The sequence below is a fragment of the Helicobacter pylori SA37A genome, assembly GCF_000476015.1.
Taxonomy (GTDB): domain Bacteria; phylum Campylobacterota; class Campylobacteria; order Campylobacterales; family Helicobacteraceae; genus Helicobacter; species Helicobacter pylori_DB.
Map to the genome: position 1 here is coordinate 21189 of NZ_CBOO010000009.1, position 25033 is coordinate 46221.

General features: G+C 38.7%; 27 protein-coding genes. 17 read left to right on the forward strand and 10 right to left on the reverse strand.

The genetic code is table 11. The features are described from left to right. Positions 1-187 precede the first annotated feature (187 nt). From QT76_RS05400 to pseI, 3 genes are read left to right on the forward strand one after another with little or no spacing between them, the layout of a single operon-like run. The gene (locus QT76_RS05400) at positions 188-1465 is read left to right on the forward strand and encodes an apolipoprotein N-acyltransferase (RefSeq protein WP_033616948.1); all 1278 of its coding nucleotides are present in this window, start codon (positions 188-190) and stop codon (positions 1463-1465) included. Continuing rightward, on the forward strand, positions 1462-2103 hold the full coding sequence (locus QT76_RS05405; protein ID WP_033616905.1) for an ABC transporter ATP-binding protein: 642 nt from the start codon (positions 1462-1464) through the stop codon (positions 2101-2103). Before QT76_RS05400 ends, QT76_RS05405 begins: the two co-directional genes overlap by 4 nt. Before the next feature lie 3 nt (positions 2104-2106). After that, positions 2107-3129, forward strand: a complete 1023-nt coding sequence (gene pseI, locus QT76_RS05410) for a pseudaminic acid synthase (protein WP_033616906.1) — start codon at positions 2107-2109, stop codon at positions 3127-3129. 534 nt (positions 3130-3663) lie between these two features. Here pseI and efp read toward each other — a convergent pair. From efp to cbf2, 3 genes are read right to left on the reverse strand one after another with little or no spacing between them, the layout of a single operon-like run. After that, positions 3664-4227, reverse strand: coding sequence for an elongation factor P (gene efp, locus QT76_RS05415; RefSeq protein WP_000974267.1), 564 nt, complete (start codon positions 4225-4227; stop codon positions 3664-3666). A 21-nt stretch (positions 4228-4248) separates the two neighbouring features. Beyond that, complete coding sequence (locus tag QT76_RS05420) at positions 4249-5172, reverse strand: class II fructose-bisphosphate aldolase (RefSeq protein ID WP_000960451.1); 924 nt, start codon at positions 5170-5172, stop codon at positions 4249-4251. 12 nt (positions 5173-5184) lie between these two features. Then, the gene (gene cbf2 / locus QT76_RS05425; RefSeq protein ID WP_033614570.1) at positions 5185-6084 is read right to left on the reverse strand and encodes a peptidylprolyl isomerase CBF2; all 900 of its coding nucleotides are present in this window, start codon (positions 6082-6084) and stop codon (positions 5185-5187) included. Between the two features lie 144 nt (positions 6085-6228). On the opposite strand from cbf2, the gene QT76_RS08540 reads away from it, so the two are divergent. From QT76_RS08540 to QT76_RS05490, 13 genes are all read left to right on the forward strand, one after another. Beyond that, on the forward strand, positions 6229-6447 hold the full coding sequence (locus QT76_RS08540) for a hypothetical protein (protein WP_033616907.1): 219 nt from the start codon (positions 6229-6231) through the stop codon (positions 6445-6447). Between the two features lie 107 nt (positions 6448-6554). Then, a complete protein-coding gene (locus tag QT76_RS05435) occupies positions 6555-7283 on the forward strand; it encodes an EI24 domain-containing protein (protein ID WP_033616908.1) in 729 nt (242 codons plus the stop codon). Next, complete coding sequence (gene fliR / locus QT76_RS05440; protein WP_033616909.1) at positions 7277-8044, forward strand: flagellar biosynthetic protein FliR; 768 nt, start codon at positions 7277-7279, stop codon at positions 8042-8044. Before QT76_RS05435 ends, fliR begins: the two co-directional genes overlap by 7 nt. 9 nt (positions 8045-8053) lie before the next feature. After that, entirely contained in the window at positions 8054-9229 is a 1176-nt protein-coding gene (locus tag QT76_RS05445) for a molybdopterin molybdotransferase MoeA (RefSeq protein ID WP_033616910.1), read from the forward strand. A 60-nt stretch (positions 9230-9289) separates the two neighbouring features. Beyond that, a complete protein-coding gene (gene prfB / locus QT76_RS05450) occupies positions 9290-10381 on the forward strand; it encodes a peptide chain release factor 2 (protein WP_033616911.1) in 1092 nt (363 codons plus the stop codon). A 69-nt stretch (positions 10382-10450) separates the two neighbouring features. After that, positions 10451-11182: a protein phosphatase CheZ gene (gene cheZ / locus QT76_RS05455; protein ID WP_033616912.1), complete on the forward strand. Its 732-nt coding sequence runs from the start codon at positions 10451-10453 to the stop codon at positions 11180-11182. A gap of 2 nt (positions 11183-11184) precedes the next feature. Continuing rightward, positions 11185-12453, forward strand: coding sequence for a peptidase U32 family protein (locus QT76_RS05460; protein WP_033616913.1), 1269 nt, complete (start codon positions 11185-11187; stop codon positions 12451-12453). A 46-nt stretch (positions 12454-12499) separates the two neighbouring features. Further along, positions 12500-12763, forward strand: coding sequence for a tetratricopeptide repeat protein (locus tag QT76_RS05465; RefSeq protein WP_024368841.1), 264 nt, complete (start codon positions 12500-12502; stop codon positions 12761-12763). Next, complete coding sequence (locus tag QT76_RS05470; protein WP_033616914.1) at positions 12754-13224, forward strand: CiaD-like domain-containing protein; 471 nt, start codon at positions 12754-12756, stop codon at positions 13222-13224. Before QT76_RS05465 ends, QT76_RS05470 begins: the two co-directional genes overlap by 10 nt. A gap of 404 nt (positions 13225-13628) precedes the next feature. Next, on the forward strand, positions 13629-14306 hold the full coding sequence (arsR, locus tag QT76_RS05475) for an acid response regulator transcription factor ArsR (RefSeq protein WP_033616915.1): 678 nt from the start codon (positions 13629-13631) through the stop codon (positions 14304-14306). Positions 14307-14329: 23 nt separating this feature from the next. Next, on the forward strand, positions 14330-15661 hold the full coding sequence (gene arsS, locus QT76_RS05480) for an acid-sensing histidine kinase ArsS (RefSeq protein ID WP_033616916.1): 1332 nt from the start codon (positions 14330-14332) through the stop codon (positions 15659-15661). Between the two features lie 21 nt (positions 15662-15682). Continuing rightward, entirely contained in the window at positions 15683-16654 is a 972-nt protein-coding gene (hemB, locus tag QT76_RS05485; RefSeq protein ID WP_033616917.1) for a porphobilinogen synthase, read from the forward strand. After that, on the forward strand, positions 16655-17377 hold the full coding sequence (locus QT76_RS05490; RefSeq protein ID WP_033616918.1) for a YebC/PmpR family DNA-binding transcriptional regulator: 723 nt from the start codon (positions 16655-16657) through the stop codon (positions 17375-17377). It begins immediately after the preceding gene. Between the two features lie 767 nt (positions 17378-18144). Here the strand turns inward: QT76_RS05490 and QT76_RS05500 are convergent. Next, positions 18145-19062 carry a tetratricopeptide repeat protein gene (locus tag QT76_RS05500; RefSeq protein ID WP_033616920.1) on the reverse strand — a complete coding sequence of 306 codons (918 nt, stop codon included), beginning with the start codon at positions 19060-19062 and terminating at the stop codon, positions 18145-18147. A 154-nt stretch (positions 19063-19216) separates the two neighbouring features. Here QT76_RS05500 and rfaJ point away from each other — a divergent pair, with 154 nt between their 5' ends. Beyond that, positions 19217-20320, forward strand: coding sequence for an HP0159 family lipopolysaccharide 1,6-glucosyltransferase (rfaJ, locus tag QT76_RS05505; RefSeq protein ID WP_033616922.1), 1104 nt, complete (start codon positions 19217-19219; stop codon positions 20318-20320). On the opposite strand, the gene QT76_RS05510 is transcribed toward rfaJ, so the two are convergent. The 6 genes from QT76_RS05510 to recA are packed head-to-tail and all read right to left on the reverse strand — an operon-like array spanning position 20317 to position 25004. Then, positions 20317-21273: a PDC sensor domain-containing protein gene (locus QT76_RS05510; protein WP_033616923.1), complete on the reverse strand. Its 957-nt coding sequence runs from the start codon at positions 21271-21273 to the stop codon at positions 20317-20319. The genes rfaJ and QT76_RS05510 overlap by 4 nt on opposite strands. Positions 21274-21294: 21 nt before the next feature. After that, the gene (locus QT76_RS05515; RefSeq protein WP_001164289.1) at positions 21295-21783 is read right to left on the reverse strand and encodes a shikimate kinase; all 489 of its coding nucleotides are present in this window, start codon (positions 21781-21783) and stop codon (positions 21295-21297) included. Positions 21784-21787: 4 nt separating this feature from the next. Then, complete coding sequence (locus QT76_RS05520; protein WP_001901258.1) at positions 21788-22384, reverse strand: AMIN domain-containing protein; 597 nt, start codon at positions 22382-22384, stop codon at positions 21788-21790. 17 nt (positions 22385-22401) lie between these two features. After that, on the reverse strand, positions 22402-22677 hold the full coding sequence (locus QT76_RS05525) for a hypothetical protein (RefSeq protein WP_033616924.1): 276 nt from the start codon (positions 22675-22677) through the stop codon (positions 22402-22404). Next, positions 22670-23950 carry a phosphopyruvate hydratase gene (eno, locus tag QT76_RS05530; RefSeq protein ID WP_033616925.1) on the reverse strand — a complete coding sequence of 427 codons (1281 nt, stop codon included), beginning with the start codon at positions 23948-23950 and terminating at the stop codon, positions 22670-22672. Before eno ends, QT76_RS05525 begins: the two co-directional genes overlap by 8 nt. A gap of 10 nt (positions 23951-23960) precedes the next feature. Next, complete coding sequence (gene recA, locus QT76_RS05535) at positions 23961-25004, reverse strand: recombinase RecA (protein WP_000963112.1); 1044 nt, start codon at positions 25002-25004, stop codon at positions 23961-23963. Positions 25005-25033: the final 29 nt, after the last annotated feature.

Consider the following 25033-nt stretch of genomic DNA (forward strand, 5'->3'; position numbering starts at 1 on the left):
TAGTCATAGCGTCTTAAAACAAACACCCATTACTCTTAAATCATGCCAATTCACGCTCTTTAGACTTGAAATTTGAAAATAATAACACAACTTAAAAAAAACTACCCTTAAAAAAATCAATCTAAAATTCTTAAATTAAAATATAGCTATAATACACTAAACAATCTCAAGGTTTCACCATTTAATGATGCGTCTTATTCTGTTCAATCAAAACGCTTTTTTATTGGCATGCATGTTTGTTTCAAGCGTGTATGTGAACGCTGTCTTAGACGCTTATGCAATTGAAAACCCCTATATCACTATCACACTCACAAGCCTATTAGCCCCTTTAAGCATGCTAGCGTTTTTAAAAACCCCTAGAAACAGCGCTTTTGCTTTGGGGTTTTTCGTGGGGGCGTTATTGTTTTATTGGTGTGCTTTAAGCTTTCGCTACTCGGATTTCACTTATTTATTGCCCTTAATTATTGTTTTAATAGCGTTAGTTTATGGGGTTTTATTTTATTTGTTGCTCTATTTTGAAAACCCCTACTTCAGGCTTTTGAGTTTTTTAGGCTCTGGTTTTATCCACCCCTTTGGATTTGATTGGTTAGTCCCGGATAGCTTTTTTTCTTATAGCGTGTTTAGAGTGGATAAGTTATCGCTGGGGCTTGTTTTTTTGGCTTGCATTTTTTTGAGCGCTCAAAATCTTAAAAAATATAGGATCATAGGGGTTTTATTGTTACTTGGCGCGTTGGATTTTAATGGTTTCAAAACAAGCGATTTAAAAAAGGTTGGAAATATTGAATTAGTCTCTACAAAAACGCCCCAAGATGTGAAATTTGACTCAAATTACCTTAATGATATTGAAAACAACATTCTTAAAGAAATCAAGCTCGCTCAAAGCAAGCAAAAAACCTTGATTGTTTTTCCAGAGACCGCTTATCCTATCGCTTTAGAAAATTCCCCCTTTAAAGCGAAGTTAGAAGATTTAAGCGATAATATTGCTATTTTAATAGGGACATTGCGCACCCAAGGCTATAACCTTTATAACAGCTCGTTTTTATTTTCTAAAGAAAGCGTTCAGATCGCTGATAAAGTGATCTTAGCCCCCTTTGGCGAAACCATGCCCTTACCCGAATTTCTTCAAAAACCCCTTGAAAAGCTCTTTTTTGGCGAGAGCGCTTATTTATACCGCAACGCTCCTCATTTCAGCGATTTTACATTAGACGATTTTACTTTCCGCCCCCTGATTTGTTATGAAGGCACTTCCAAAGCCGCTTATTCAAACAGCCCTTCAAAAATTTTTATCGTGATGAGCAATAACGCATGGTTTAGCCCAAGCATTGAACCCACCCTACAAAAAACGCTTTTAAAATACTATGCAAGGCGTTATGGTAAAATCATCTTGCACAGCGCGAACTTTTCAACTTCTTACATTCTAAACCCTAGTTTATTAGGCGATATTCTTTTTAGGAAACGATCATGATTAAAGCGACTGGTATTTCTCATGCTTTTGAAAAACCTCTTTATAATGGCGTGGATTTGCACATCAAGCCCAAAGAAAGCCTAGCGATTTTAGGCGTGAGCGGGAGCGGTAAAAGCACGCTTTTAAGCCATTTAGCCACCATGCTAAAACCCAATAGTGGGACGATTAGTTTGTTAGAACACCAAGATATTTATGCCTTAAATTCCAAAAAGCTTTTGGAACTACGGCGCTTAAAAGTGGGCATAATCTTCCAATCGCATTACCTTTTTAAGGGTTTTAGCGCTTTAGAAAACTTGCAAGTCGCTTCCATCCTAGCCAAGCAAGAAATAAATCATTCCCTTTTAGAACAATTAGGCATAGCCCACACCCTAAAACAAGGCGTGGGTGAATTGAGCGGCGGCCAGCAACAACGCTTGAGCGTCGCCAGAGTGCTTTCTAAAAAACCTAAAATCATTATCGCTGATGAACCCACCGGGAATTTAGACACCACTAGCGCTAATCAAGTCATCAGCATGCTGCAAAATTACATTACAGAAAAAGAAGGGGCGTTAGTTTTAGCCACGCATGATGAGCATTTGGCTTTCACTTGCTCTCAAGTCTATCGCTTAGAAAAAGAAGTTTTGATTAAGGAAAAATAAAAAATGTTACAACGCCCTAAAATTGTCGCTGAATTGAGCGCTAATCATAACCAGGATTTAAACCTAGCCAAAGAAAGCCTTCATGCCATTAAGGAAAGCGGTGCGGATTTTGTCAAGCTCCAAACCTACACGCCAAGCTGCATGACTTTAGATTCTAAAGAAGATCCTTTCATCATTCAAGGCACTTTATGGGATAAAGAAAATTTGTATGAATTGTATCAAAAGGCTTCTACCCCCCTAGAGTGGCATGCGGAATTGTTTGAGTTGGCTAGAAAGCTTGATTTAGGCATTTTTAGCTCGCCTTTTAGTTCACAAGCTTTAGAGCTTTTAGAGAGCTTGAATTGCCCCATGTATAAAATCGCTAGTTTTGAAATCGTTGATTTGGACTTGATTGAAAAGGCCGCTCGCACACAAAAGCCCATTATCCTTTCTAGCGGTATCGCTACACACACCGAATTGCAAGACGCTATTTCTTTATGCAAAGGCGTGAATAATTTTGACATCACCCTTTTAAAATGCGTGAGCGCTTATCCCAGCCAAATAGAAGACGCTAACCTATTAAGCATGGTTAAATTAGGCGAAACCTTTGGCGTTAAATTTGGCTTAAGCGATCACACGATTGGCTCTCTTTGCCCCATTTTAGCCACCACTTTAGGAGCGAGCATGATAGAAAAGCATTTCATTTTAAACAAATCCTTACAAACCCCAGACAGCGCTTTTAGCATGGATTTTAACGAATTTAAAAGCATGGTTGAAGCCATCAAGCAAAGCGTTTTAGCCTTAGGCGAAGAAGAGCCTAAAATCAATCCAAAGACTTTAGAGGAGCGAAGATTCTTTATGCGCTCTTTATTTGTCATTAAGGATATTCAAAAAGGCGAAGCATTGACTGAAAACAATATCAAAGCCTTACGCCCCAACCTTGGCTTACACCCTAAATTCTATAAAGAAATTTTAGGCCAAAAGGCATCAAAATTCTTAAAAGCCAACACCCCTTTAAACGCTGATGATATAGAACGCTCATTGTAGGTTTGTTTTGATTAAAAATGGGGGTTTTAATTTTGTTTTATGGTTTTAGATTTGATTTTAAACTCATTTTCTTTATTTTAAACTCTTAAGGGGATAGGGAATATCACTCTCATCACATATTGCAACTAGAGCCTTATTTGAATTCCAATCAACTTTAATTTTTAATAAAAACAAGATTACTTTGTTGTTATCGTTTTAAACCTTATAATAAATCCCATTTTTTAAGGGAATATTTTGCATTTAATCCCTAACCTCCAATCAAATCCCCTAACCCCCAAAAACTGCTTTTTAAGAGATTATTTGCTTGGTTAAATCAATCTCTTTTTAGATTGTAAAAAATACTAGAGCATTTTTTATATTTTATAATCAATTCCAAACGAGAACAGAGAGAAGAAATTCTAAATAATTTTTAATCACAGACTTCACGCACGCTTTAAATAAAGTTCATTAAGCAAAGCCCAAATAAGGGGGCTAATAACACCCCTTATGACAAAAAGGCTGTGTCTAAAGCGCTAACTCAATAAAAAGATAGCCTCACTTCACCTTTTCAAGATACTCTTCTGTTTCCGTATTGACTTTAATCACCTCGCCTTCTAAAACATGGAAAGGCACTTGCACGACCGCACCGGTTTCTAAAGTCGCTGGTTTTTTGCTCGCGCTGGAAGTATCGCCCTTAAAATTAGGAGCCGTTTCTACAATCTTTAAAGCCACAACTTGCGGCACATCCACTGAAATCGCCTTGTCATTATGCAATAAAACCTGCACTTGCATGCCATCTAGCATCCATTTAGAAGCCTCACCCACTTGAGAGTCGTTCAAAGCGATTTGCTCATAGCTCTCTATATCCATGAATTGGTATGTGTCGCCATCGTGATAAAGGTATTGCATCGTTTTTTCAACCAAATTAGGCTCTTCGCACTTATCCCCCGCATGGAAAGTCTTTTCAATCACCTTACCATCTAAAAACGACTTGATTTTCGCACGCACAAAAGCCGCACCCTTGCCGGGCTTGACATGCTGGTATTCTACGATCCTATAAGGCACACCGCCCAATTCAATTTTCAAGCCCTTTTTGAGCTCGCTCATCCCAATTGCCATGTTACACTCTTTCCTTGTTGATTAAATTTTATTAGCGCTGCCCAAAAGTTTCATGCGTTCTTTGACCACATTTTTAAGCGCTAATTGGGCCGGAGAAAAAAACTTCCTCAAATCAAATTGGCTCTTATCTTCATTAGCCACCTTGCGCACTTCTGCGATGAAAGCGATCCTTAAATCCGTGTCGGTATTGACCTTATTGATCCCCCCTTTCACGGATTCTTGTAAAAATTCAAAAGGTACACCCTTAGAGCCTTTCAAATCGCCTCCAGCGTCCAAATAAGATTTCCTCACATTATCTGGTATCGCGCTCGCTCCATGCAAAACTAAAGGGATATTAGTGAGTCTTTTGACTTCTTGCAAGCGTTCAAAATCCAATTTGGGCTCGCCCTTAAATTTAAACGCTCCGTGGCTTGTCCCAATAGCTGGGGCTAAGTAATCCACTTGAGATTCTTTGACAAACTGCTCCGCTTCTTTAGGATTCACTAACACCGCATCCTTTTCATCCACTGAAATATTGTCTTCAATCCCCATCAAACGCCCCAGCTCCGCTTCCACGCTCACTCCAGCGTTATGCGCCATTTTGACCACTTTAGAAGTCAATTCCAAATTCTCTTCAAAAGCATGATGAGACGCATCAATCATCACAGAAGTGAAACCCGCTTTCACGGCTTTTTCGCAGCTTTCAAAAGTCGTGCCATGATCTAGGTGTAAGGCTACAGGAATGTGCGGGTAGCGTTCGCACATGATTTTCACCATGCCCACTGCCATATCAATCCCCATGTATTTGATCGCTCCTTCACTCGCTTGAATGAAAAGCGGGGAATTTTCCTCATTTCCTGCTTCAAAAATAGCGTTTAGCATTTCAAAATTCACAAAATTAAACGCCCCTACCCCATAACCTTCTTTATGGGCTTTCAATAAAATTTCATTACCTTTAACTAGCATGACAACACCTCATCATTTATTGTTGATAACAATTTTAGCGTGCTTCCTCAATTCCTCAATTCTTTGATTCATGCGCTCTTGGAAAAGCTTTTCTTGCAACATCCCCTTAATGGTGGGTTTAGCTTGCTCATAAGTGTAAGTTACAGGGCTATCTTTAGAAATCAAATAGATAATATGATAACCAAACTCCGTTTTAACAGGGGTTTTAGTGTAAGTCCCAGGAGTTAAAGCGAAAGCGGCTTTAGAAAAATCCGGAGCCATTTGGTTTTTTTGGAATTTCCCTAAATCACCGCCATTTTGCGCGTTTTTGCTGTTAGGATCGATGGTATCACGATTGGCTAACTCAATGAATTTGGCTTCTTTTTTAGTCTTTGGCTGTTTGTCAATTTCAGAAATGATCCTTTTAGCCTCATCTTCGGTTTTCACTAAAATGTGTCTGGCATGCGCTTCTTGTTTGACAAAAAGTTGATCTTTATTAGCGTTATAAAAATCTTGCATTTCTTTTTCGGGAATTTGGATTTTTTTCACTTCTTCGGCTTGTTTTTTAGCCCAAAATTCCACTAAAGCCTGTCTTTTAACCGCTTCCATCATCGCTTTAAATTCTGGAGTTTGATCCAATTTTTCTGCCTTAGCTTCATTTTCTACAAGCGCGGTGCGAATCGCTTGCTCAATCAAGGCTTCTTTTTCTTTCTCTTTAAGCTTGTCAAAATCAAAATTGGGGTTTCGTTGCTTGATCATATCAAAATCGCTTTTGGTGATGGGCCTGCCATCCACTGTCGCTAACACGCCCGCTGAAGCGTCAGTCGTTTTCTTGGCGTTATGAGTAGCGTTCGCATTATGAGCTGGCTTAGCCATCAAAAACGACGCGCTCAACGCACCCACTAACGCTAAATTTAAGATATTTTTTTTCATTGTGTTCTCCACTCTAAACTAATTTTCATCATAAATCTACATTATAGCAAATTTAAAACAAAATCAGCTATTATGATTATAGAAAACTCACATTGATGGGTAAGAAATGCTTAAAGTTATTCATTCCATTCAAAGCGGGTAAAAATGTTCGCCTCAGATATTGTAATAATATTGATTATCTTTTTTGGTGTTAGTTTTATTCTTTTTGGAAAGGAAAAGAATGTTAAAAAGGATTCAGAAATCCTCGATGCAATTATGAATATAATATTCGTAATTATTGTTGCATGCATTTTCTTTCCTTGGTTACCAGGGTTATTATTCTATATGTTTGGTTTTTTAGCATTGCATGTTATTCCATATTAAGTAACTTCTACACTCCTTTAGTCAATCTCATGTTTATAAGCTTACTATATAAGATTAAGGGACTTTGCGCTTAAATTACCCTATCAAAGCGAGAAGGATTTCAAGTTATGGTTTTGTCTTTATCTATCCTTAAAAAAAGTTTTAATGATTTTTTAAGCGCTAGAATGCTTTTAATCAATCTTGGCCCTATCCTTTTGAGTTTGGCGTTTTTTGGAGCTGTTTTTTACTACAATGGCGGGAGTATTGTGGGTTATTGCCAAGCTTTATTACCGCAATCTTTGAATGACTATTCCCATTCTCAAGGCTTTTTTGCTGGTGTGTTTGTTTGGGTTTTTAAAGCGTTAGTGTATTTTCTTATTTTTTGGATTGCGATTCTTTTGAGTTTAGTCATCAATATTTTTGCGTCTATTTTTTACACCCCTTTGGTGGTCTCTTATTTGCACCAAAAATATTATCCCCATGTCGTTTTAGAAGAATTTGGCTCTATCCTTTTTTCTATTAAATATTTTTTAAAATCGCTCCTTTTCATGCTTTTATTCTTAGCGGTTTTAACGCCTTTTTATTTCATTCCCTTTATAGGGGTCTTTGGGGTCTTTTTTTCTATAATTGCACATTTTCTTTTTTTCAAAAACACCATGAGTTTGGATATAGCCAGCATGATTTTTAATCATCAAAGCTATCAAAACCTACTCAAACAGCACCGGTTAAAGTATTATCGTTTTTCGTTTTTTTGCTATCTTTTTTCCTTAATCCCTTTTTTTAATTTTTTTGCCACCTTATTGCAAACCCTTATGCTAACGCACTACTTTTTTATCCTTAAAGAGAAAGAATGCTAGATTTTATTCAAGAGCTTAGCACCCCCCATGTTAGGGATTTTTTCTTGTTGTTTTTAAGGGTTAGCGGCGTGCTGTCTTTTTTCCCTTTTTTTGAAAACCATTTAGTGCCTTTATCGGTGCGTGGGGCTTTGAGCTTGTATGTGAGCGCGATTTTTTACCCCACTTTAGAATTTTCAAGCGCTGCTTACACGCCAGAGGGTTTTATCATCGCTTGCTTGTGCGAGCTGTTTTTAGGGGTGTGCGCGTCTGTCTTTTTACAAATCGTTTTTGCGAGCTTAGTGTTTGCAACCGATAGCATCAGCTTTTCTATGGGGCTTACGATGGCGAGCGCGTATGATCCCATTTCAGGATCGCAAAAACCCATTGTAGGGCAAGCCCTTTTATTGTTAGCGATTTTAATTTTATTGGATTTATCGTTCCACCATCAAATCATTTTGTTTGTGGATCACAGCTTAAGAGCCGTCCCTTTAGGGCAATTTGTCTTTGAGCCAGCGTTAGCTAAAAACATTGTCAAAGCCTTTTCGCACTTGTTTGTCATAGGGTTTTCTATGGCGTTCCCTATTTTGTGCTTGGTGTTATTGAGCGATATTATTTTTGGCATGATCATGAAAACCCACCCTCAGTTCAACCTGCTCGCTATCGGGTTTCCGGTGAAAATTGCGATCGGGTTTGTGGGCATTATTTTAATCGCTTCGGCTATCATGGGGCGTTTTAAAGATGAAATCAGTTCAGCGTTTAGCGCGATTAGTAAAATCTTTTAAAGGATCAATATGATTAGTTTTAAAGAAGCTCTAAAAATCCATTCTAGCATTCCCCTAAAACCCTTAGGAATAGAGGTTGTCTCTTTGTTTGAAAGCATAGGGCGTGTTTTGGCAGAAGATATTATTTGCACTCACGCCTTGCCCAAATTCAATCAAAGCGCAATGGATGGCTATGGGTTTAAAATGCAGGATTTAGGCAAAAGAACTCAAGTCATCCAGCACATTTTCGCCGGAGATGATGTGAGCGCTTTAGAAGTTAAAGAAAATGAATGCGTTAAAATCATGACTGGAGCGATGGTGCCAAAGGGAATAGAAACGATTGTCCCTATAGAGTGCATGCTAGAAAGCCATGAAAATTTTGCCCTAGCTCCCAAAGATTTTAAAATAAACGCCAATATCCGTCAAAAGGGCGAAAACGCTTCTTTAAACAGCGTGTTAGTCCCTAAAAATACCCGTTTGAATTACGGGCATATCGCGCTCATTGCCTCTCAAGGGTTCAAAGAAATCAAAGCGTTTAGGAAATTAAAAATCGCTCTCTTTAGCAGCGGCGATGAATTAGTGCCTTTAGGGCAAAACGCCCTAGAATGCCAAGTTTATGATGTGAATTCAGTGGGTATTTTCAACATGCTTAAAAACTACAACACGCATTTTCTAGGGGTTTTAAAAGATGATAAAAATTTACAGCTTAAAATACTTGAATCACAAGACTATGATGTCATCCTTTCAAGCGCAGGGGTGAGCGTGGGGGATAAAGACTTTTTTAAAGACGCCTTGAAAGAAAGAAACGCCCTTTTTTATTATGAAAAAGTCAATCTCAAACCGGGAAAACCGGTAACTTTAGCCCAACTCAATCAAAGTATTATTATAGGCTTACCGGGTAATCCTTTAAGTTGCTTAGTCGTTTTACGAGTTTTGATTCTGCCTTTATTAGAGCGGTTATCCTTGAATAAAGACTTTAAACTAAAACCCTTTAAGGCTCAAATCAACGCCCCCTTAAAGCTTAAAGACAAACGCACGCATTTGATTTTAGGCAACTATTCAAACCACCAATTCATTCCTTACAACAACAACCGCTATGAATCAGGAGCGATTCAAACCCTTGCGCAAGTGGATTCTATCGCTTTAATTGATGAAGGAGTGGGATTAGTTCAGGGCGAAATTGAAATTTTAAGGTTTGAAAATTAAAATAGCCGCTAACAATGCTATAATGGCAAGTTCAAAACCCCACTCATAAAGGTTCTGTTTGTGGATAACTACACCTATAGCGAATTGTTAAAAAGCTTGCAAAACAAATGCGATAATATCGCCTTAATCATCAAGCCTGAAAAGATCAAGCAAGAATTAGAACGCATTGAAAAAGAGCAAGAAGACCCTAATTTTTGGCAAGATGTTTTAAAAGCCAGAGACACCAATAAAGAGAAAGTGCGTTTAAACCGCTTGCTAGAAACCTATCAAAAAACGAAAAATTCTTTAGATGAAAGCGTGGAATTGTTTGAGCTCGCTCAAAACGATAACGATGAGGTTACTTTATCCTTACTCTATGAAGAGGCTCCCATTTTAGAACACAGCGTGCAAAAAGTGGAAATTGAAATCATGCTAAGCGGTGAAAACGACGCTTCAAACGCTATTATCACCATTCAGCCTGGAGCGGGGGGGACTGAAAGCCAGGATTGGGCGAGTATTTTGTATCGCATGTATTTGAGGTGGGCAGAAAGAAAGGGCTTTAAAAGCGAGATTTTAGATTATCAAGATGGCGAAGAAGCGGGCATTAAAGGGGTCGCCTTTATCATTAAGGGCGAAAACGCTTATGGCTATTTGAAAAATGAAAACGGGGTGCATAGGCTTGTAAGGATTTCGCCCTTTGATGCGAACGCCAAACGGCACACGAGTTTTGCAAGCGTCCAAATTAGCCCTGAATTGGACGATGATATTGATATAGAAATTGATGAAAAAGATGTCCGTTATGATTATTATAGAGCCAGTGGGGCAGGCGGTCAGCATGTCAATAAAACAGAAAGCGCGGTTAGGATCACGCATTTTCCTACCGGCATTGTGGTGCAATGCCAAAACGACAGGAGCCAGCATAAAAACAAAGCGAGTGCGTTAAAAATGCTTAAATCCAAGCTTTATGAATTGGAATTAGAAAAACAACAAAATAGCGCCAAAAATGAAGAAAAAAGCGAGATCGGTTGGGGGCATCAAATAAGAAGCTATGTCCTAGCCCCCTACCAGCAAGTCAAAGACGCTCGCTCTAATATCGCTTATAGCAATGTGGAAGCGATTTTAGACGGCGATATTGATGCGATTTTAGAGGGCGTTTTGATCGCTAAAGCTTAAGTGCGCTAAAATAGTGGCTCATAAATTATGGTTGCTATAAAACGCTTTTAAAACGCATAAGGAACGACAATGACACAAGAAGAATTAGACGCTTTGATGAGTGGGGGCGATTTAGAAAATTTGGAAGCCCTAGAAACTAAAGAGGAGGCTAAAGAAGAGGTTAAAGAGAAAGAAGAGGTTAAAGAATCCAAAGAAAGCTCTAGCCAAAAAATGACCGTCAAAAAAGAAGACGCTGAAAAATACGGCAAGATTAGCCCTAATGAATGGCCTCCCCCTCCCCCCACTGAAGAGCATAAAGTCGTGCATCAATTAGACGATGTTACAAGAGATTCTGAAGTGAAAGCCACGCAAATTTTTGATCAATTGGATTTGATCGGATCTAGCGCTGAAAAAATCGCTAAAATGGTTAAAAAAATCCAAGAACCTTTGCAAAAACACCAAGAAATTTTTGACAATTTGCATGCGCATTTCCCCCATGTGGAATCTTTTAAAACCGCGCTCAACGAGCAACAAGAAATCTTAAACGCCCTTAAAAGCATTGAAGAAGAAGCCGCTAATTGCTCTGATAGCTCCATGCAAGCGATGGATATTATGCAATTTCAAGACATCCACCGCCAAAAAATTGAACGAGTGGTCAATGTTATGCGAGCGCTCAGCCAATACATGAATTCGCTTTTTGAAGGCAAAATTGATGATTCTAAGCGCGTGAGTTCAGCGACTTTTATCACCGGCGATGACGATAAAGATTTAGCCAGCGCTGATGATATTGAAGCCTTGATCGCTTCTTTTGGAGCCAAGTAGTTTTGAACCAAGTTGAATTACTTTCTCCAGCCGGTAATTTAAAAAAACTTAAAATCGCTCTCAACTATGGGGCTGATGCGGTTTATGGGGGAGTGAGCCATTTTTCTTTACGCAATCGCGCTAGCAAGGAATTCACTCTAGAGACCTTTAAAGAAGGGATTGACTACGCCCATGCTTTGAATAAAAAAGTCTATGCCACGATCAATGGTTTCCCTTTCAATTCACAGCTCAAACTTTTAGAAGAACATATTTATAAAATGGCAGAATTAGAGCCAGACGCTTTCATTATCGCTGCACCTGGTGTGGTGAAACTCGCTTTAAAAATCGCCCCGCATATTCCCATCCATTTATCCACGCAAGCGAATGTCTTAAATTTACTGGATGCGCAAGTGTTTTATGATTTAGGGGTTAAACGCATTGTGTGCGCTAGGGAATTGAGCCTGAATGATGCGATTGAGATTAAAAAAGCCTTACCCAATTTGGAATTAGAAATCTTTGTGCATGGGAGCATGTGCTTTGCTTTTTCAGGGCGTTGCTTGATTTCGGCTTTACAAAAGGGGCGCGTGCCTAATAGAGGGAGTTGCGCGAATGATTGCCGGTTTGATTATGAATATTACGTGAAAAACCCTGATAACGGCGTGATGATGAGGTTGGTTGAAGAAGAGGGCGTAGGCACGCATATTTTTAACGCTAAAGATTTGAACCTCTCTAGTCATATCGCTGAAATTTTAAGCTCCAACGCCATTAGCGCGCTTAAGATTGAAGGGCGCACTAAGTCCAGTTACTACGCCGCGCAAACCACGCGCATCTATCGTTTAGCGGTTGATGATTTTTACCATAACACCTTAAAGCCGAGTTTTTATGCTAGCGAATTGAACACGCTTAAAAACAGGGGTTTTACGGACGGCTATTTGATGCGAAGGCCTTTTGAAAGGCTGGATACTCAAAACCACCAAACAGCCATCAGCGAAGGGGATTTTCAAGTCAATGGCGAAATAACAGAAGACGGGCGTTTTTTTGCATGCAAATTCACCACTACCACTAACATAGCTTATGAAATCATCGCTCCCAAAAATGCGGCTATCACGCCCATAGTCAATGAAATTGGCAAAATTTATACCTTTGAAAAACGCTCTTATTTAGTGCTGTATAAAATCCTTTTAGAAAATAACACCGAGTTAGAAACTATCCATAGCGGGAATGTGAATTTAGTGCGACTGCCCGCACCTTTACCGGCTTTTAGTTTTTTACGCACCCAAGTCAGAGTCTAAAAATGGCGTTTAGAGATTAGGTATTACAAACAATTAAGAGAAACGCATGCCATTAGAAACTATCACGCTCGCTCGTATTTATGAAGAACAAGGGTTTTTTGAAGAAGCGTTGCAAATTTATACTAATATTTTAAAAAAAACCCCTGACCATGCAGAGGCGTTAAAACAAATAAAGCGTTTGGAAAAAATCCAAAAAAATGGCGCTCCTTTCAAGCACGACGCGCTATTAGAGCGACACTATTTGAATTTTATCAAAGGGGATTTTTTGAGCGTTGAAAATTTAGAACAATGGCTGGTAGAATGGAATTGAAAAACATTATTTCAGAAACTCTCAATGAAATTGAGAAAATGGCTAAAACCATTGATGATGGTTTTAATACGGCACAAAAAACGCCCTCTTTTTTCAAAACGCCTCCTCATTTGCAAAACACCCCAAACCCTCAAAACACCCCTTTAGAGCCAAAAAACGCTGCTAAAATAGAAACGCAAGAAAAAATCACAGAAGAAAATACAGAAGAAAAAGAAGAAGAAGCACAAGAAATCATTACAGAAGAAATCACGCCCAAAAACCCCACGCAAGCACCAATTTCAAACGAGAGGGTTTTTTTAAAAAACTTACTAGAGAGAACTTTAGTGTTGTTTCAAGGCATGCAGGCTTTAGAAGAAAAAGAAGCCATGAAGCGTTTGGATCTAGTGGCGCGTTTCTTGCAATACCAATTGAGCGTGCTTGAAAAACGATTAGAATCTTTGGAGCGAGAAAACACAAAGTAACATGCAAAAATAAAGTTTTGTTTTAATTAAATACTGACGCTGAAATTTTATTTTAATTTTAAAAATGTGGTTTTAGTTACTTTATTTTAAACCCATTTCCTTAAGGGGATAGAGGTATTTTGAAATCGTTCTCCCCCTTTTAACCCCTTAAGATAAGAAATTATCGCTTCCTTACGCAGGCTCTTTTGAGGGTAAAAAACACTCAAAGCGCTTTTTAATTTTCAATATTCCATGAAAACAAAGCCTTAAATTCCATTAATAACTATGATAATGTTTTGAATTTTTATTTTTAAGATATTTTCAAGGTATCTTTAATAATAAAATGCTAGAATTAGTTCCCTAAAACATTAACAGAGTTAATCGTTTTTAAAGTTGTAAAAATCATTGAAGGAGTTAATTGAAGTATGATAGAAGTTTTAATGATAGAAGATGATATAGAATTAGCCGAGTTTTTGAGCGAGTTTTTGCTCCAACATGGCATTCATGTAACCAATTACGATGAGCCATACACCGGCATCAGTGCGGCTAACACACAAAATTATGATTTGTTGTTATTGGATTTGACTTTGCCTAATTTAGACGGGCTTGAAGTGTGTAGGCGCGTTTCCAAACAAAAACATATCCCTATTATTATTTCTTCAGCAAGAAGCGATGTGGAAGATAAGATTAAAGCGCTAGATTATGGGGCTGATGATTACCTCCCTAAACCCTATGATCCTAAGGAATTATTAGCTCGTATCCAATCGCTACTCAGGCGTTCTCACAAGAAAGAAGAAGTGAGTGAGCCAAGCGATGCGAATATCTTTAGGGTGGATAAGGATAGCCGAGAAGTGTATATGCATGAAAAAAAGCTAGACTTAACCAGGGCTGAATACGAAATCCTTTCGCTCCTTATTAGCAAAAAAGGTTATGTGTTTAGCCGTGAAAGCATTGCAATTGAGAGCGAGAGCATCAACCCTGAAAGCTCTAATAAAAGCATTGATGTGATTATTGGCCGTTTGCGATCTAAAATTGAAAAAAACCCTAAGCAACCGCAATACATCATCTCTGTTAGAGGGATTGGCTATAAATTAGAATACTGATTCTAATAAGGAGTTAAGGGGTTTTGCGTTTCTCTATCTTTTTTAAAGTTGTCGCTTTGTTTATGATAACGCTCTTCAGTTTTGGAGCGTTCGCTTACTATTTCGTGTCTTCTCAAATCAGTCATGAAAACTATCAAAACGAAATGCGCCATTACCAGTTTGTTACCACTATCAATGAAATTTTAAACAACTACTCTGACTATACAGCTGTGGAAGATTACCTCTATAAAATTGGTTTTAGAGAAACCACAATAGAAAATTTAGAAAAGGTTTTGGCCAAAAGACGCCACCAGTTGCACCATAGAAATATTGGGTATGCGGAAGTGTTTAAATTCAGCGACATGGTTTTTATCCTTTTAAAAAAGAATGAGCATTTTGTGCTTTATAAAGATTTGCATTCGGTTTCTTACAGGAATTATTTCTTGGCTATCACAGTGGGTTTGTTGTTGATTTTATTCCTCTTTTTGTTTGTTTTTCAAAGTTTGTTGCCCTTAAGGGAGTTGCGCTCTCAAGTCAATCGCTTCGCTCAAGGGGATAAAAGCGTGAGTTGCAAGAGCAAACAAAAAGATGAAATAGGGGATCTGGCTAACGAATTTGATAATTGCATCCAAAAAATCAATGCAATGAATGAATCTCGGATCTTATTCTTGCGCTCCATCATGCATGAATTGCGCACCCCTATCACTAAAGGTAAAATACTAAGCTCTATGCTCAAAGAAGAATTGTCTCAAAAACGCTTCATTTCTATTTTTGATCACTTGAACACGCTGATTGAGCAATTTGCCCGCATTGAGCAACTCGCTTCCAAAAATTATGGGAGCAATAAAGAAAAATTTCTAATGAGCGATTTGATCGATAAAATTGAAAAAATGCTTTTGATTGATGAGGATAAAAAAAGCCCTATCCATGTGTCCTCTTCGCATTACATTATTGAAGCGGATTTTGAATTGTTTGCTATAGCGTTAAAAAACATGGTGGATAATGCGATCAAATACAGCGATGACAAACAGGTGTTTTTGGATTTCGTAGGGAATAATTTGGTGGTGTCTAATAAAAGCAAGCCTTTAAAAGAAGATTTTGAAAAGTATTTGCAACCTTATTTTAAGTCTTCTAACCCCAGTCAAGCCCATGGCTTTGGGTTAGGCATGTATATCATTAAAAACGCTTTAGAGGCTATGGAGTTGAAATTGAGCTATCATTATAGCAATGGAAGGATTTGTTTCACTATCCATGATTGCGTTTTTAATAGTTTTTACGATTTAGAAGATGATGAAGAAGAGCTACCCCCCCCCCGAAAAAAACTTGAAAGAGATGAAAGAGATGGAAGAAACAAAAAAAGCCAATTGTGGGGTTAAAGAAAAACAAAAAGAGAGAACATGTTCAAACGATTGAGAAGATTACGAAGCAGCGAAAATTTAAGAGCGATGCTAAGAGAAACGCGTTTAAATATTAATGATTTCATCGCTCCCTTATTTGTCATAGAAAGCGATAGCGGTATTAAAAACGAAATCAGCTCCATGCCTGGCGTGTATCAAATGAGTATAAAGCCTCTTTTAAAAGAGTGCGAAGAATTAGTGGGTTTAGGCATAAAAGCCGTTTTATTGTTTGGCATTCCTAAACATAAGGACGCTACAGGAAGCCATGCGTTAAATAAGGATCACATTGTCGCAAAAGCTACGAGAGAAATTAAACAACGATTTAAGGATTTAATCGTTATAGCGGATTTGTGTTTTTGCGAATACACCGACCATGGGCATTGCGGGATTTTAGAAAACGCTTCTGTGTCTAACGATAAAACGCTAGAGATTTTAAATCTTCAAGGGCTTATTTTGGCTGAAAGCGGTGTGGATATTCTAGCCCCAAGCAACATGATGGATGGGAATGTTTTAAGCTTGAGAAACGCGCTGGATAAGGCCGGGTATTTTTACACGCCCATCATGAGCTATTCCACTAAATTTGCGAGCAGCTATTATGGGCCTTTTAGAGATGTGGCCAACTCTGCACCGAGTTTTGGCGATCGCAAAAGCTATCAAATGGATTACGCTAATCAAAAAGAAGCGCTTTTAGAAAGTTTAGAAGATGAAAAACAGGGCGCGGATATTTTAATGGTCAAACCGGCTTTAGCGTATTTGGATATTGTTAAAGAAATTAGAGATCACACTTTGCTCCCTTTAGCGATCTATAACGTGAGTGGGGAATACGCCATGCTCAAACTCGCTCAAAAACACAACTTGATCAACTATGAAAGCGTTCTGCTAGAAACGATGACTTGTTTTAAAAGAGCGGGAGCGGATATGATTATTAGCTATCATGCTAAAGAAGTGGCTAACTTATTACAAAGGAATTGAATGGGACGAGCGTTTGAATACAGAAGAGCGGCTAAAGAAAAACGATGGGATAAGATGAGTAAGGTTTTCCCCAAACTCGCCAAAGCGATCACTCTGGCGGCAAAAGATGGCGGGGGCGATCCGGACACGAACGCCAAGCTACGAACAGCGATTTTAAACGCTAAAGCGCAAAACATGCCCAAAGACAACATTGATGCGGCGATTAAAAGAGCGAGCAGTAAAGAGGGGAATTTGAGTGAAATCACTTATGAGGGTAAGGCGAATTTTGGCGTGCTAATCATCATGGAATGCATGACTGATAACCCCACAAGAACCATTGCTAACCTTAAAAGCTATTTCAATAAAACGCAAGGGGCGAGCATCGTGCCTAATGGCTCTTTGGAGTTTATGTTCAACCGAAAAAGCGTGTTTGAATGCTTAAAAGATGAAGTAAAAAACTTAAAATTGAGTTTAGAAGATTTGGAATTGGCCCTCATTGATTATGGCTTGGAAGAATTAGAAGAAGTGGAGGATAAAATCATTATTAGAGGGGATTATAATAGCTTTAAACTTTTAAATGAGGGGTTTGAGAGCTTGAAATTACCCATTCTAAAAGCGAGTTTGCAACGCATTGCTACAACGCCCATTGAATTGAATGACGAACAAATGGAGTTCACTGAAAAATTACTGGATAGAATTGAAGACGATGATGATGTGGTCGCGCTTTATACGAATATTGAGTGAAATGCAAAAAGGCTCAAAGTATTTTTTTAACCACCCAAGCAGAAATCCCAAACATCTTTGTAGTATAATACACCCATACATTTGTATCTAGCGCAGGAAGTGCACAAAGTTACGCCTTTGGAGATATGATGTGTGAGACCTGTAGGGAATGCGTTGGAGCTCAAACTCTGTAAAATCCCTATGATTAGGGACACAGAGTGAAAACCAAACTTTCCCCCAACATCAGCCGAGGAAGCCCAATCGTCTTTAGCGTTTGGGTGCTTTAACAATGAAACCAACAAAAAATTTTGTTGCTATAAGCTTGTAAAATCCTATAAAGAGTTATAAAACTCCTTTTTTATTGGATTTTAACCTTATTTTGATTGAATAAAGGTTTTTGTTTTTTTCAAATATGAATAGCTTTTTCAATATTCTTTTTTAAAAAACTTGTTTTTAAGCTTTCTTATAGTTAATTTTTATTTTGTGGTGGAGTTATTTTTCAAAGCGGATAGGAGGATTTTAAAATAACGCCCCCTTTTTAACCCCATTAAACCCCCTAAAGAAGCGCTTTAAAAAATTATCGCTTGTGTCTTGTGTGAGCTCTTTTATATTTGTTTTAAAATGCCTTTGAGTATTTTTATTATCAATATGGGAATAAATCCAAACCCTAGATTTGCAGATTTTAGTCTCAATACCCATCAATAGAGACGCTCAATCCCTATTTGATAATAGGAGAATAGAAAGATTTCTATAAGATGAGTTTTAATCATTAGCCCCTAAACTCTGGCTTATTGCGTATCATCTTGCATGTCGTTTTGTGCATCATCTTGCAAACCATCAGACTTCTTGCCAATCACTTCTAATACTTTACAACTACCGCTAAAGCCTAAAGCACACCCTTTCTTATAATATAAAGTGGCTTTTTCTAAATCCTTTGGAGCGCCCTTACCCGTGTAATACATCACCGCCACATTATGACAGCCACTCCCCTCTTTTAAAGAACAACCCTTTTTATAGAAAGACATAGCCTGCTCTTCATTTTGGCTAACATTCATACCGGCTTCATACATGTATCCCAAACTCACGCAACTCGCCCCATCTTTCAAATGGCACCCTCTTTTAAAATTCGCAAGGGCTTTTTTCAAATCCTGTTCCACACCTTTGGCGTTCCTATACATATACCCTGCAAAGTTACAACTAATCCCGTAATTCAAACTGCAAGCGTATTTAGAAAGAGAAAGGGCTTTGGCGTAATTTTGTTTAACGCCCGTACCATTAAAATACATAAAACCCAAACTACCGCAACTCACCCCACCTTTTAAGTGACACCCTCTCCTATAATAATAGATAGCCTTTGGAAGGTCTTTTTGAACGCCGTCGCCATCTTCATACATAGAGCCTAGACTCGCACAAGCCAAATGATTCCTCAAATTGCACCCTCTTCTGTAATAAAAAACGGCTTTTGAAATATTCTGATCCACGCCATCGCCATATTCATACATAGAGCCTAAACTCGTGCAACTCACCCCCACTCTCAAGTTACAGCTCCTCTTATAAAACGCCACCGCTTTATGGTAATTCCCTTTCTTAAGGGCTTGATTGGCCATCTTAAAATATTTCTCACCGGTTTGAGCCACCAAATGACTAAGACAGCCTGCCATTAAAAACAAAATAAAAAACCACTTTTTAATCCAACTCTTTATCATCTCATTCCTTACAAAACTAAGCCAAAGCTCACTTAAAGAAAAATCAGTAAAACCCCAATCTAATTGGTTATTATAGTATAATATTCAAAAAAATAAATTCAACTTTGAGATTAAATTTGATTAAAAAGTCTATTCTCTAGGGAAACAGCTTAAAATGAGTATCACTATTCCTATCGTCATCGCTTTTGACAACAATTACGCTATCCCGGCTGGCGTGAGCTTGTATTCCATGCTAACTTGCGCTAAAACAGAAAATTATAACAAAAAATTATTTTATAAAATCTATTGTTTAGTGGATAACTTAAGCCTTGAAAACCAACGCCAATTAAAAGAGACTCTAGCCCCCTTTAGCGCTTTTGCGAGCGTGGATTTTTTAGACATTTCAACCCCTAATCTTTGCACCACTTCAATAGAACCATCTGCGATTGATAAAATCCATGAAGCTTTTTTGCAACTCAACATTTACGCTAAAACGCGCTTTTCTAAAATGGTCATGTGCCGCTTGTTTCTGGCTTCTTTATTCCCGCAATACGATAAAATCATCATGTTTGATGCGGACACTTTGTTTTTAAACGATGTGAGCGAGAGTTTTTTTATCCCGCTAGATGGTTATTATTTTGGAGCGGTTAAAGATTTTGCTTCCGATAAAAGCCCTAAACATTTTCAAATAGCGCGAGAAAAAGACCCTCGTCAAGCCTTTTCCCTTTATGAGCATTACCTTAATGAAAGCGATATGCAAATCATCTATGAAAGCAATTATAACGCCGGGTTTTTAATCGTGAATTTAAAGCTGTGGCGTGCTGATCATTTAGAAGAGCGCTTACTCAATTTAACCCATCAAAAAGGCCAGTGCGTGTTTTACCCTGAACAGGACCTTTTAACGCTCGCATGCTATCCAAAAGTTTTAATCTTACCCTATATTTATAACACCCACCCTTTCATGGCCAATCAAAAACGCTTCATCCCTAACAAAAAAGAAATCGTCATGCTGCATTTTTATTTTACAGGGAAACCTTGGGTTTTACCTACCTTTTCATATTCTAAAGAATGGCATGAGACTCTTTTAAAAACCCCTTTTTACGCTGAATATTCCGTGAAATTCCTTAAACAAATGACAGAATGTTTAAGCCTTAAAGACAAACAAAAAACCTTTGAATTTCTTGCCCCCCTACTCAATAAAAAAACCCTTTTAGAATATGTCTTTTTCAGATTGAATAGGATTTTCAAACGCTTAAAAGAAAAATTCTTTAACTCTTAGCGTTCTCGTTTGGGCAACACGCTATAGGCGAATTTAACATAAATCGCTAAACTGATCAAAAGCACCGCCACGCCAACAGCCAAATACACCGCATAAGTGATTTTATCCGGTTCGCTCACGCTGAATTTAAACACTAACATTAACGCTTCAATGGCTAATGCGATAATGATAGAGCCTAAAAACCTGATCATCGTGCGGTGGATCGCATGGTGGTTGTCCCCGCTATTTTTACCCAAAACTTCCTCTTCAAAAATCGCCTTGACTAGATCAAAGGTGGCTAAGGCTAGGGTTAAAAGCACAATGGGGTGGAACACTTCTTTAATGTCAAAACTGCTAAAATTGACAATCGCTGTCCAAAAGCTAGAAATGCATTTCACAAATAAAAGCAACGACACTAAAGTGAGCATGATAGAAATCATAAAATACATAACCATGCTCCCTTCGCTAAAGGTCCTGAAATACTTTGAAGGCGAGCTGATTTCAATCGCCACCCTCAAAGGGATTTGCAAGCACACCACAAACGCTAGATCGTTATTTTGATCATACACCGGGTAAGACGCGCTCACTACCAAATGGTTTCCTTTTTTAGAAGGATAGGGGTCGGTTAAAATGCAACGCTTTTCACTCACGGCTTGATAAAAATAATATTTATCGCTAAAACTGGCATGCGATTCTAGTTCAATCCCTTCTGTTAAATCATGCTCTAATATCCCCTCCTTATGCCCCTGCTCTTTAAGTTGGCTTGGCTTAAGAATTAGCATGCCCTTAGTGTCTAACACAAAAAAACTTTTTGCCATTTTGATTTCAGCTTGCATTTTTCTGATCTGTTTGTTTAAATAATCCAAAGTGATTTCAGGGAGGTGGTTGCGGATATTGTGCGAAAACAAATAGGTAAGATAAGCATATAACTCGGTGCGGATCTTGGAATATTGGACAATGTCTCTACTTAACATCAAAAGGCCTTTAAAAAAAATTTATGCGATGAATTGTAGCACTTGTTTTAAAGAATTATTTAAACCACCCCTTGCATCAATGATAAAGGAGGCGTTTTTTTCATAGAGGGCTTGGCGTTTTTCAAAAAGCTCTTTGGCTTGAGTGAGATCATTCAAAAGGGGGCGTTTTTCCCTTTCTTTTTGATTCAAACGCTTAATCAAGGTCTCAAAATCCATTTTGAGATAAAAAGTTGTGCCTAAACCCTTAAGATTTTCATGCATCACAATACCCCCACCGGTAGAAATAACATGGGGGGTTTTGAGCGTTTTTAATTCATCAATCAAATTTTTTTCAAACATCCTGAAATTGTCTTCGCCAAGCTCTTCAAAAATCTCCCTCACGCTCAAGCCCACCCTCTCGCTAATGATCATATCCGTATCCAACACTTCTAATTTCAAAGCAAGCCCCAATTCTTGCGCTAAAGAGCTTTTACCGCTCCCCATAAAACCGATTAAGACTAAATGCTGCATGCTTTTATTTCAATTTTAATTCATACGCCCCGTTTTTTTCTTCCAAAAGATAGCGGTATTTCCCGTCTAAAATGAGCGTGATGCGGTAATAATCTTTGTGCGTGCCGACTTTAATGTGAGAAAAAAACTTCTGGTTTAAATCCCTATTTTGATAAATATCCAAAGGGCCTTTTTGCGTGTCTAACACGATTCTATAAGGATTGACTAGCACAAAAGAGCGCAAAATTTTATAAGGGGAACGCAAAATCATCGTGTTGTTTGCCATTAAAAAATCAAAATCTTGGATCTGGTAGCGTTTTTCAAAGGCGGCTTGATTAAGGGTGTGTTGGGAGAGTTTTAAAGGGTAATGCCAATCAATGCTTTTATCAATGCCCACGACTTTAGAATGGATAGAGCCATCAATATCCTGGTAAGTGAGCGTGATTTGTTTTAAAATCCTAGCGCTCGTGGGCAAATCCACATGGATTTCTTTAAAATAGCTGTCATAGATCCCATTAAAGCCTCCTTGCAAATTCTTGGAATTGATTTCAGGCTCAAAAGGGTTGTCTCTAGCCAATAAAACGCTTAAAACCACCACCAAACCTATCATCTTTTTTAACACTACCATTTTCCTTAAATCTAATCTCTAGGCCGCAATTCCTTCAACTCAAACAAACGCTTTTGCAAGCGTTCATTCTTGCTTTGCAATTCGGTGATTTCTTGTTGCAATCGTTCATGCTTGTCCCTTAAATCCAAATAAACTTCTAAAGAAGAACCCCCAAAAAGCAACTTCCCTAAATAATACCCAAACCCAAGCAGTAAGAGGAAAAAGACAATAAGGGAGCTATGGCTATAAAAAAAATCTCGCGCTTTGTTGTCTTTGATTTCATCGTTTTCAAAAAGGCCACTAGCCATGCTTAAACAACTCTTTACCGATATAAATCCCCCCTTTTAATTCATGCTCAATCTCTAAAAGGCGGTTGTATTTGGCGATCCTTTCACTCCTTGCGGTGGATCCGGTTTTGATTTCTCCCGTATTCAATGCGACCGCAAAATCAGCGATAAAGCTGTCCTCACTCTCCCCGCTTCTATGGCTCATCACGCATTGATAGGCATGGTGTTTGGCTAATCTTATGGTCTCTAAAGTCTCACTAATGGTGCCGATTTGATTGGGTTTGATCAAAATGGCGTTCGCAATGTTTTTTTCAATGCCTTTTTGCAAGATGCTTGCGTTCGTTACAAACAAATCATCGCCCACTAACTGGATTTGACGCCCTAATTCCTTGCTCAAAAACGCCCACCCCTCCCAATCGTCTTCGCTCAAACCATCTTCAATGGACACGATCGGGTATTTTGCTACCAACTCTTTATAATAAGCCACTAATTCATGCGAATCTAAAATCTTATTTTCACCCTTTAAATGGTAATTGAAATGTTCATCCACCAATTCGCTGCTCGCTACATCTAAAGCGAGCGCTATTTCTTCGCCTAATTTATAGCCGGCTTTTTCAATGGCTTGAGAAATGATTTCAAGGGGTTCTACATTGTTGTTAAAATTAGGCGCAAAGCCCCCCTCATCGCCCACGCTTGTGAGCTGATTCTTTCCATCTAAAAGTTTTTTAAGAGTGTGATAGACTTCTGCGCTCGCTCTTAAAGCTTCTTTAAAACTCTCAAACCCTAAAGGCATGATCATGTATTCTTGGAAGTCTATGGAATTGTTCGCATGCGTTCCGCCGTTGATAATATTGAGCATCGGCACCGGCAAAGTCAGAGCGTTAGCCCCCCCTAAATAGCGGTATAATGGCAGATTTAAAGCCTTCGCGCTAGCCCTTGCTAACGCCATAGAAACGCCCAAAACAGCGTTCGCCCCTAAATTAGCGTAATTAGGCGTGCCGTCTAAAGCCCTTAACCTCTCATCCACAAAGGCTTGATTGATCGCTTCAAGCCCTATTAAATGGTGTTTGATCACGCTATTGACATTTTCGCATGCCCTTAAGACCCCTTTACCCAAAAAACGGGTTTTGTCATTATCCCTTAATTCTAACGCTTCTCTTTTACCAGTGCTCGCTCCGCTAGGCACAATCGCGTTCGCCTTAGTGTTATCGCTCAAAATCACGCTGGCTTGAATGGTAGGATTGCCCCTACTATCCATCACTTCTAAAGCATGAATATCTTTAATGGTTAGCATCAAAATCCTTTTATTCCATTTCTTCTAAAGGCTCATCGGGTAAGGGCATGATCTCTTCATTAGAGCCAATACTCTCTTTAATCTTAAGAGTGATTTCATTCGCTAGGGCTTTATCTTCTTTCAATAGGGCTTTAGCGTTTTCTCGGCCTTGCCCTAGCTTTTTATCCTGGTAGCTAAGCCATGCCCCGCTCTTATCCACAATGTCTAACTTCACGCCATAATCAATGATTTCGCCCTCTTTAGAAATCCCTTCCCCAAACATGATGTCAAATTCCGCTTCTCTAAAGGGCGGAGCGACTTTATTTTTAACCACTTTGGCTTTAGCCCTGTTACCGATATGCTGCTCGTTTTGCTTGAGGGAGGCGATTCTTCTAATATCAATCCTAACGCTCGCATAGAATTTTAAAGCGTTACCTCCGGTTGTGGTCTCTGGACTCCCATAACCCATCATGCCAATCTTCATCCTGATTTGATTGATAAAAATGAGAGTAGTGTTCATCTTATGCAAAACACCGGTGATTTTTCTTAACGCATGGCTCATAAGCCTTGCTTGCAAGCCCACATGCTGATCGCCCATATCCCCATCAATCTCCGCTTTAGGCGTAAGGGCCGCCACCGAATCCACCACCACTAAATCAATCCCTCCGCTTCTGGTGATCGTTTCTAAAATCTCTAAGGCTTCTTCGCCCGTGCTTGGTTGGGAAACGAGTAGATTTTCCGTATCCACGCCTAATCTCTTGGCATAATACACATCTAAGGCATGTTCAGCGTCAATGAACGCGCACACGCCGCCATTTTTTTGGCATTCTGCAATAATATGCAAGCTTAAAGTGGTCTTCCCGCTTGACTCTGGCCCATAAATTTCAATGATCCTACCCTTTGGAACGCCCCCAATCCCTAAAGCCAGATCCAACCCTAACGAGCCTGTAGAAATAGCGTCAATCTTTTCTACTTGCTTATCCCCAAGGCGCACCAACGCCCCCTTACCAAAAACCTTATCAATTTGTTTGATCGCTAAAGAAATCGCTTTTTGTTTGTCTTCATCTATTGCCATTAAATTACCTTATTGAATTTGATTTGTTT

What these genes read in the sequence shown, in the direction of transcription:
- QT76_RS05400 (WP_033616948.1), top strand. Translation starts at nt 188, where the DNA reads ATGCGTCTTATTCTGTTCAATCAAAACGCTTTTTTATTGGCATGCATG.
- QT76_RS05405 (WP_033616905.1), top strand. Translation starts at nt 1,462, where the DNA reads ATGATTAAAGCGACTGGTATTTCTCATGCTTTTGAAAAACCTCTTTAT.
- pseI (WP_033616906.1), top strand. Translation starts at nt 2,107, where the DNA reads ATGTTACAACGCCCTAAAATTGTCGCTGAATTGAGCGCTAATCATAAC.
- efp (WP_000974267.1), bottom strand. Translation starts at nt 4,227, where the DNA reads ATGGCAATTGGGATGAGCGAGCTCAAAAAGGGCTTGAAAATTGAATTG.
- QT76_RS05420 (WP_000960451.1), bottom strand. Translation starts at nt 5,172, where the DNA reads ATGCTAGTTAAAGGTAATGAAATTTTATTGAAAGCCCATAAAGAAGGT.
- cbf2 (WP_033614570.1), bottom strand. Translation starts at nt 6,084, where the DNA reads ATGAAAAAAAATATCTTAAATTTAGCGTTAGTGGGTGCGTTGAGCGCG.
- QT76_RS08540 (WP_033616907.1), top strand. Translation starts at nt 6,229, where the DNA reads ATGTTCGCCTCAGATATTGTAATAATATTGATTATCTTTTTTGGTGTT.
- QT76_RS05435 (WP_033616908.1), top strand. Translation starts at nt 6,555, where the DNA reads ATGGTTTTGTCTTTATCTATCCTTAAAAAAAGTTTTAATGATTTTTTA.
- fliR (WP_033616909.1), top strand. Translation starts at nt 7,277, where the DNA reads ATGCTAGATTTTATTCAAGAGCTTAGCACCCCCCATGTTAGGGATTTT.
- QT76_RS05445 (WP_033616910.1), top strand. Translation starts at nt 8,054, where the DNA reads ATGATTAGTTTTAAAGAAGCTCTAAAAATCCATTCTAGCATTCCCCTA.
- cheZ (WP_033616912.1), top strand. Translation starts at nt 10,451, where the DNA reads ATGACACAAGAAGAATTAGACGCTTTGATGAGTGGGGGCGATTTAGAA.
- QT76_RS05465 (WP_024368841.1), top strand. Translation starts at nt 12,500, where the DNA reads ATGCCATTAGAAACTATCACGCTCGCTCGTATTTATGAAGAACAAGGG.
- QT76_RS05470 (WP_033616914.1), top strand. Translation starts at nt 12,754, where the DNA reads ATGGAATTGAAAAACATTATTTCAGAAACTCTCAATGAAATTGAGAAA.
- arsR (WP_033616915.1), top strand. Translation starts at nt 13,629, where the DNA reads ATGATAGAAGTTTTAATGATAGAAGATGATATAGAATTAGCCGAGTTT.
- hemB (WP_033616917.1), top strand. Translation starts at nt 15,683, where the DNA reads ATGTTCAAACGATTGAGAAGATTACGAAGCAGCGAAAATTTAAGAGCG.
- QT76_RS05490 (WP_033616918.1), top strand. Translation starts at nt 16,655, where the DNA reads ATGGGACGAGCGTTTGAATACAGAAGAGCGGCTAAAGAAAAACGATGG.
- QT76_RS05500 (WP_033616920.1), bottom strand. Translation starts at nt 19,062, where the DNA reads ATGATAAAGAGTTGGATTAAAAAGTGGTTTTTTATTTTGTTTTTAATG.
- rfaJ (WP_033616922.1), top strand. Translation starts at nt 19,217, where the DNA reads ATGAGTATCACTATTCCTATCGTCATCGCTTTTGACAACAATTACGCT.
- QT76_RS05510 (WP_033616923.1), bottom strand. Translation starts at nt 21,273, where the DNA reads ATGTTAAGTAGAGACATTGTCCAATATTCCAAGATCCGCACCGAGTTA.
- QT76_RS05515 (WP_001164289.1), bottom strand. Translation starts at nt 21,783, where the DNA reads ATGCAGCATTTAGTCTTAATCGGTTTTATGGGGAGCGGTAAAAGCTCT.
- QT76_RS05525 (WP_033616924.1), bottom strand. Translation starts at nt 22,677, where the DNA reads ATGGCTAGTGGCCTTTTTGAAAACGATGAAATCAAAGACAACAAAGCG.
- eno (WP_033616925.1), bottom strand. Translation starts at nt 23,950, where the DNA reads ATGCTAACCATTAAAGATATTCATGCTTTAGAAGTGATGGATAGTAGG.
- recA (WP_000963112.1), bottom strand. Translation starts at nt 25,004, where the DNA reads ATGGCAATAGATGAAGACAAACAAAAAGCGATTTCTTTAGCGATCAAA.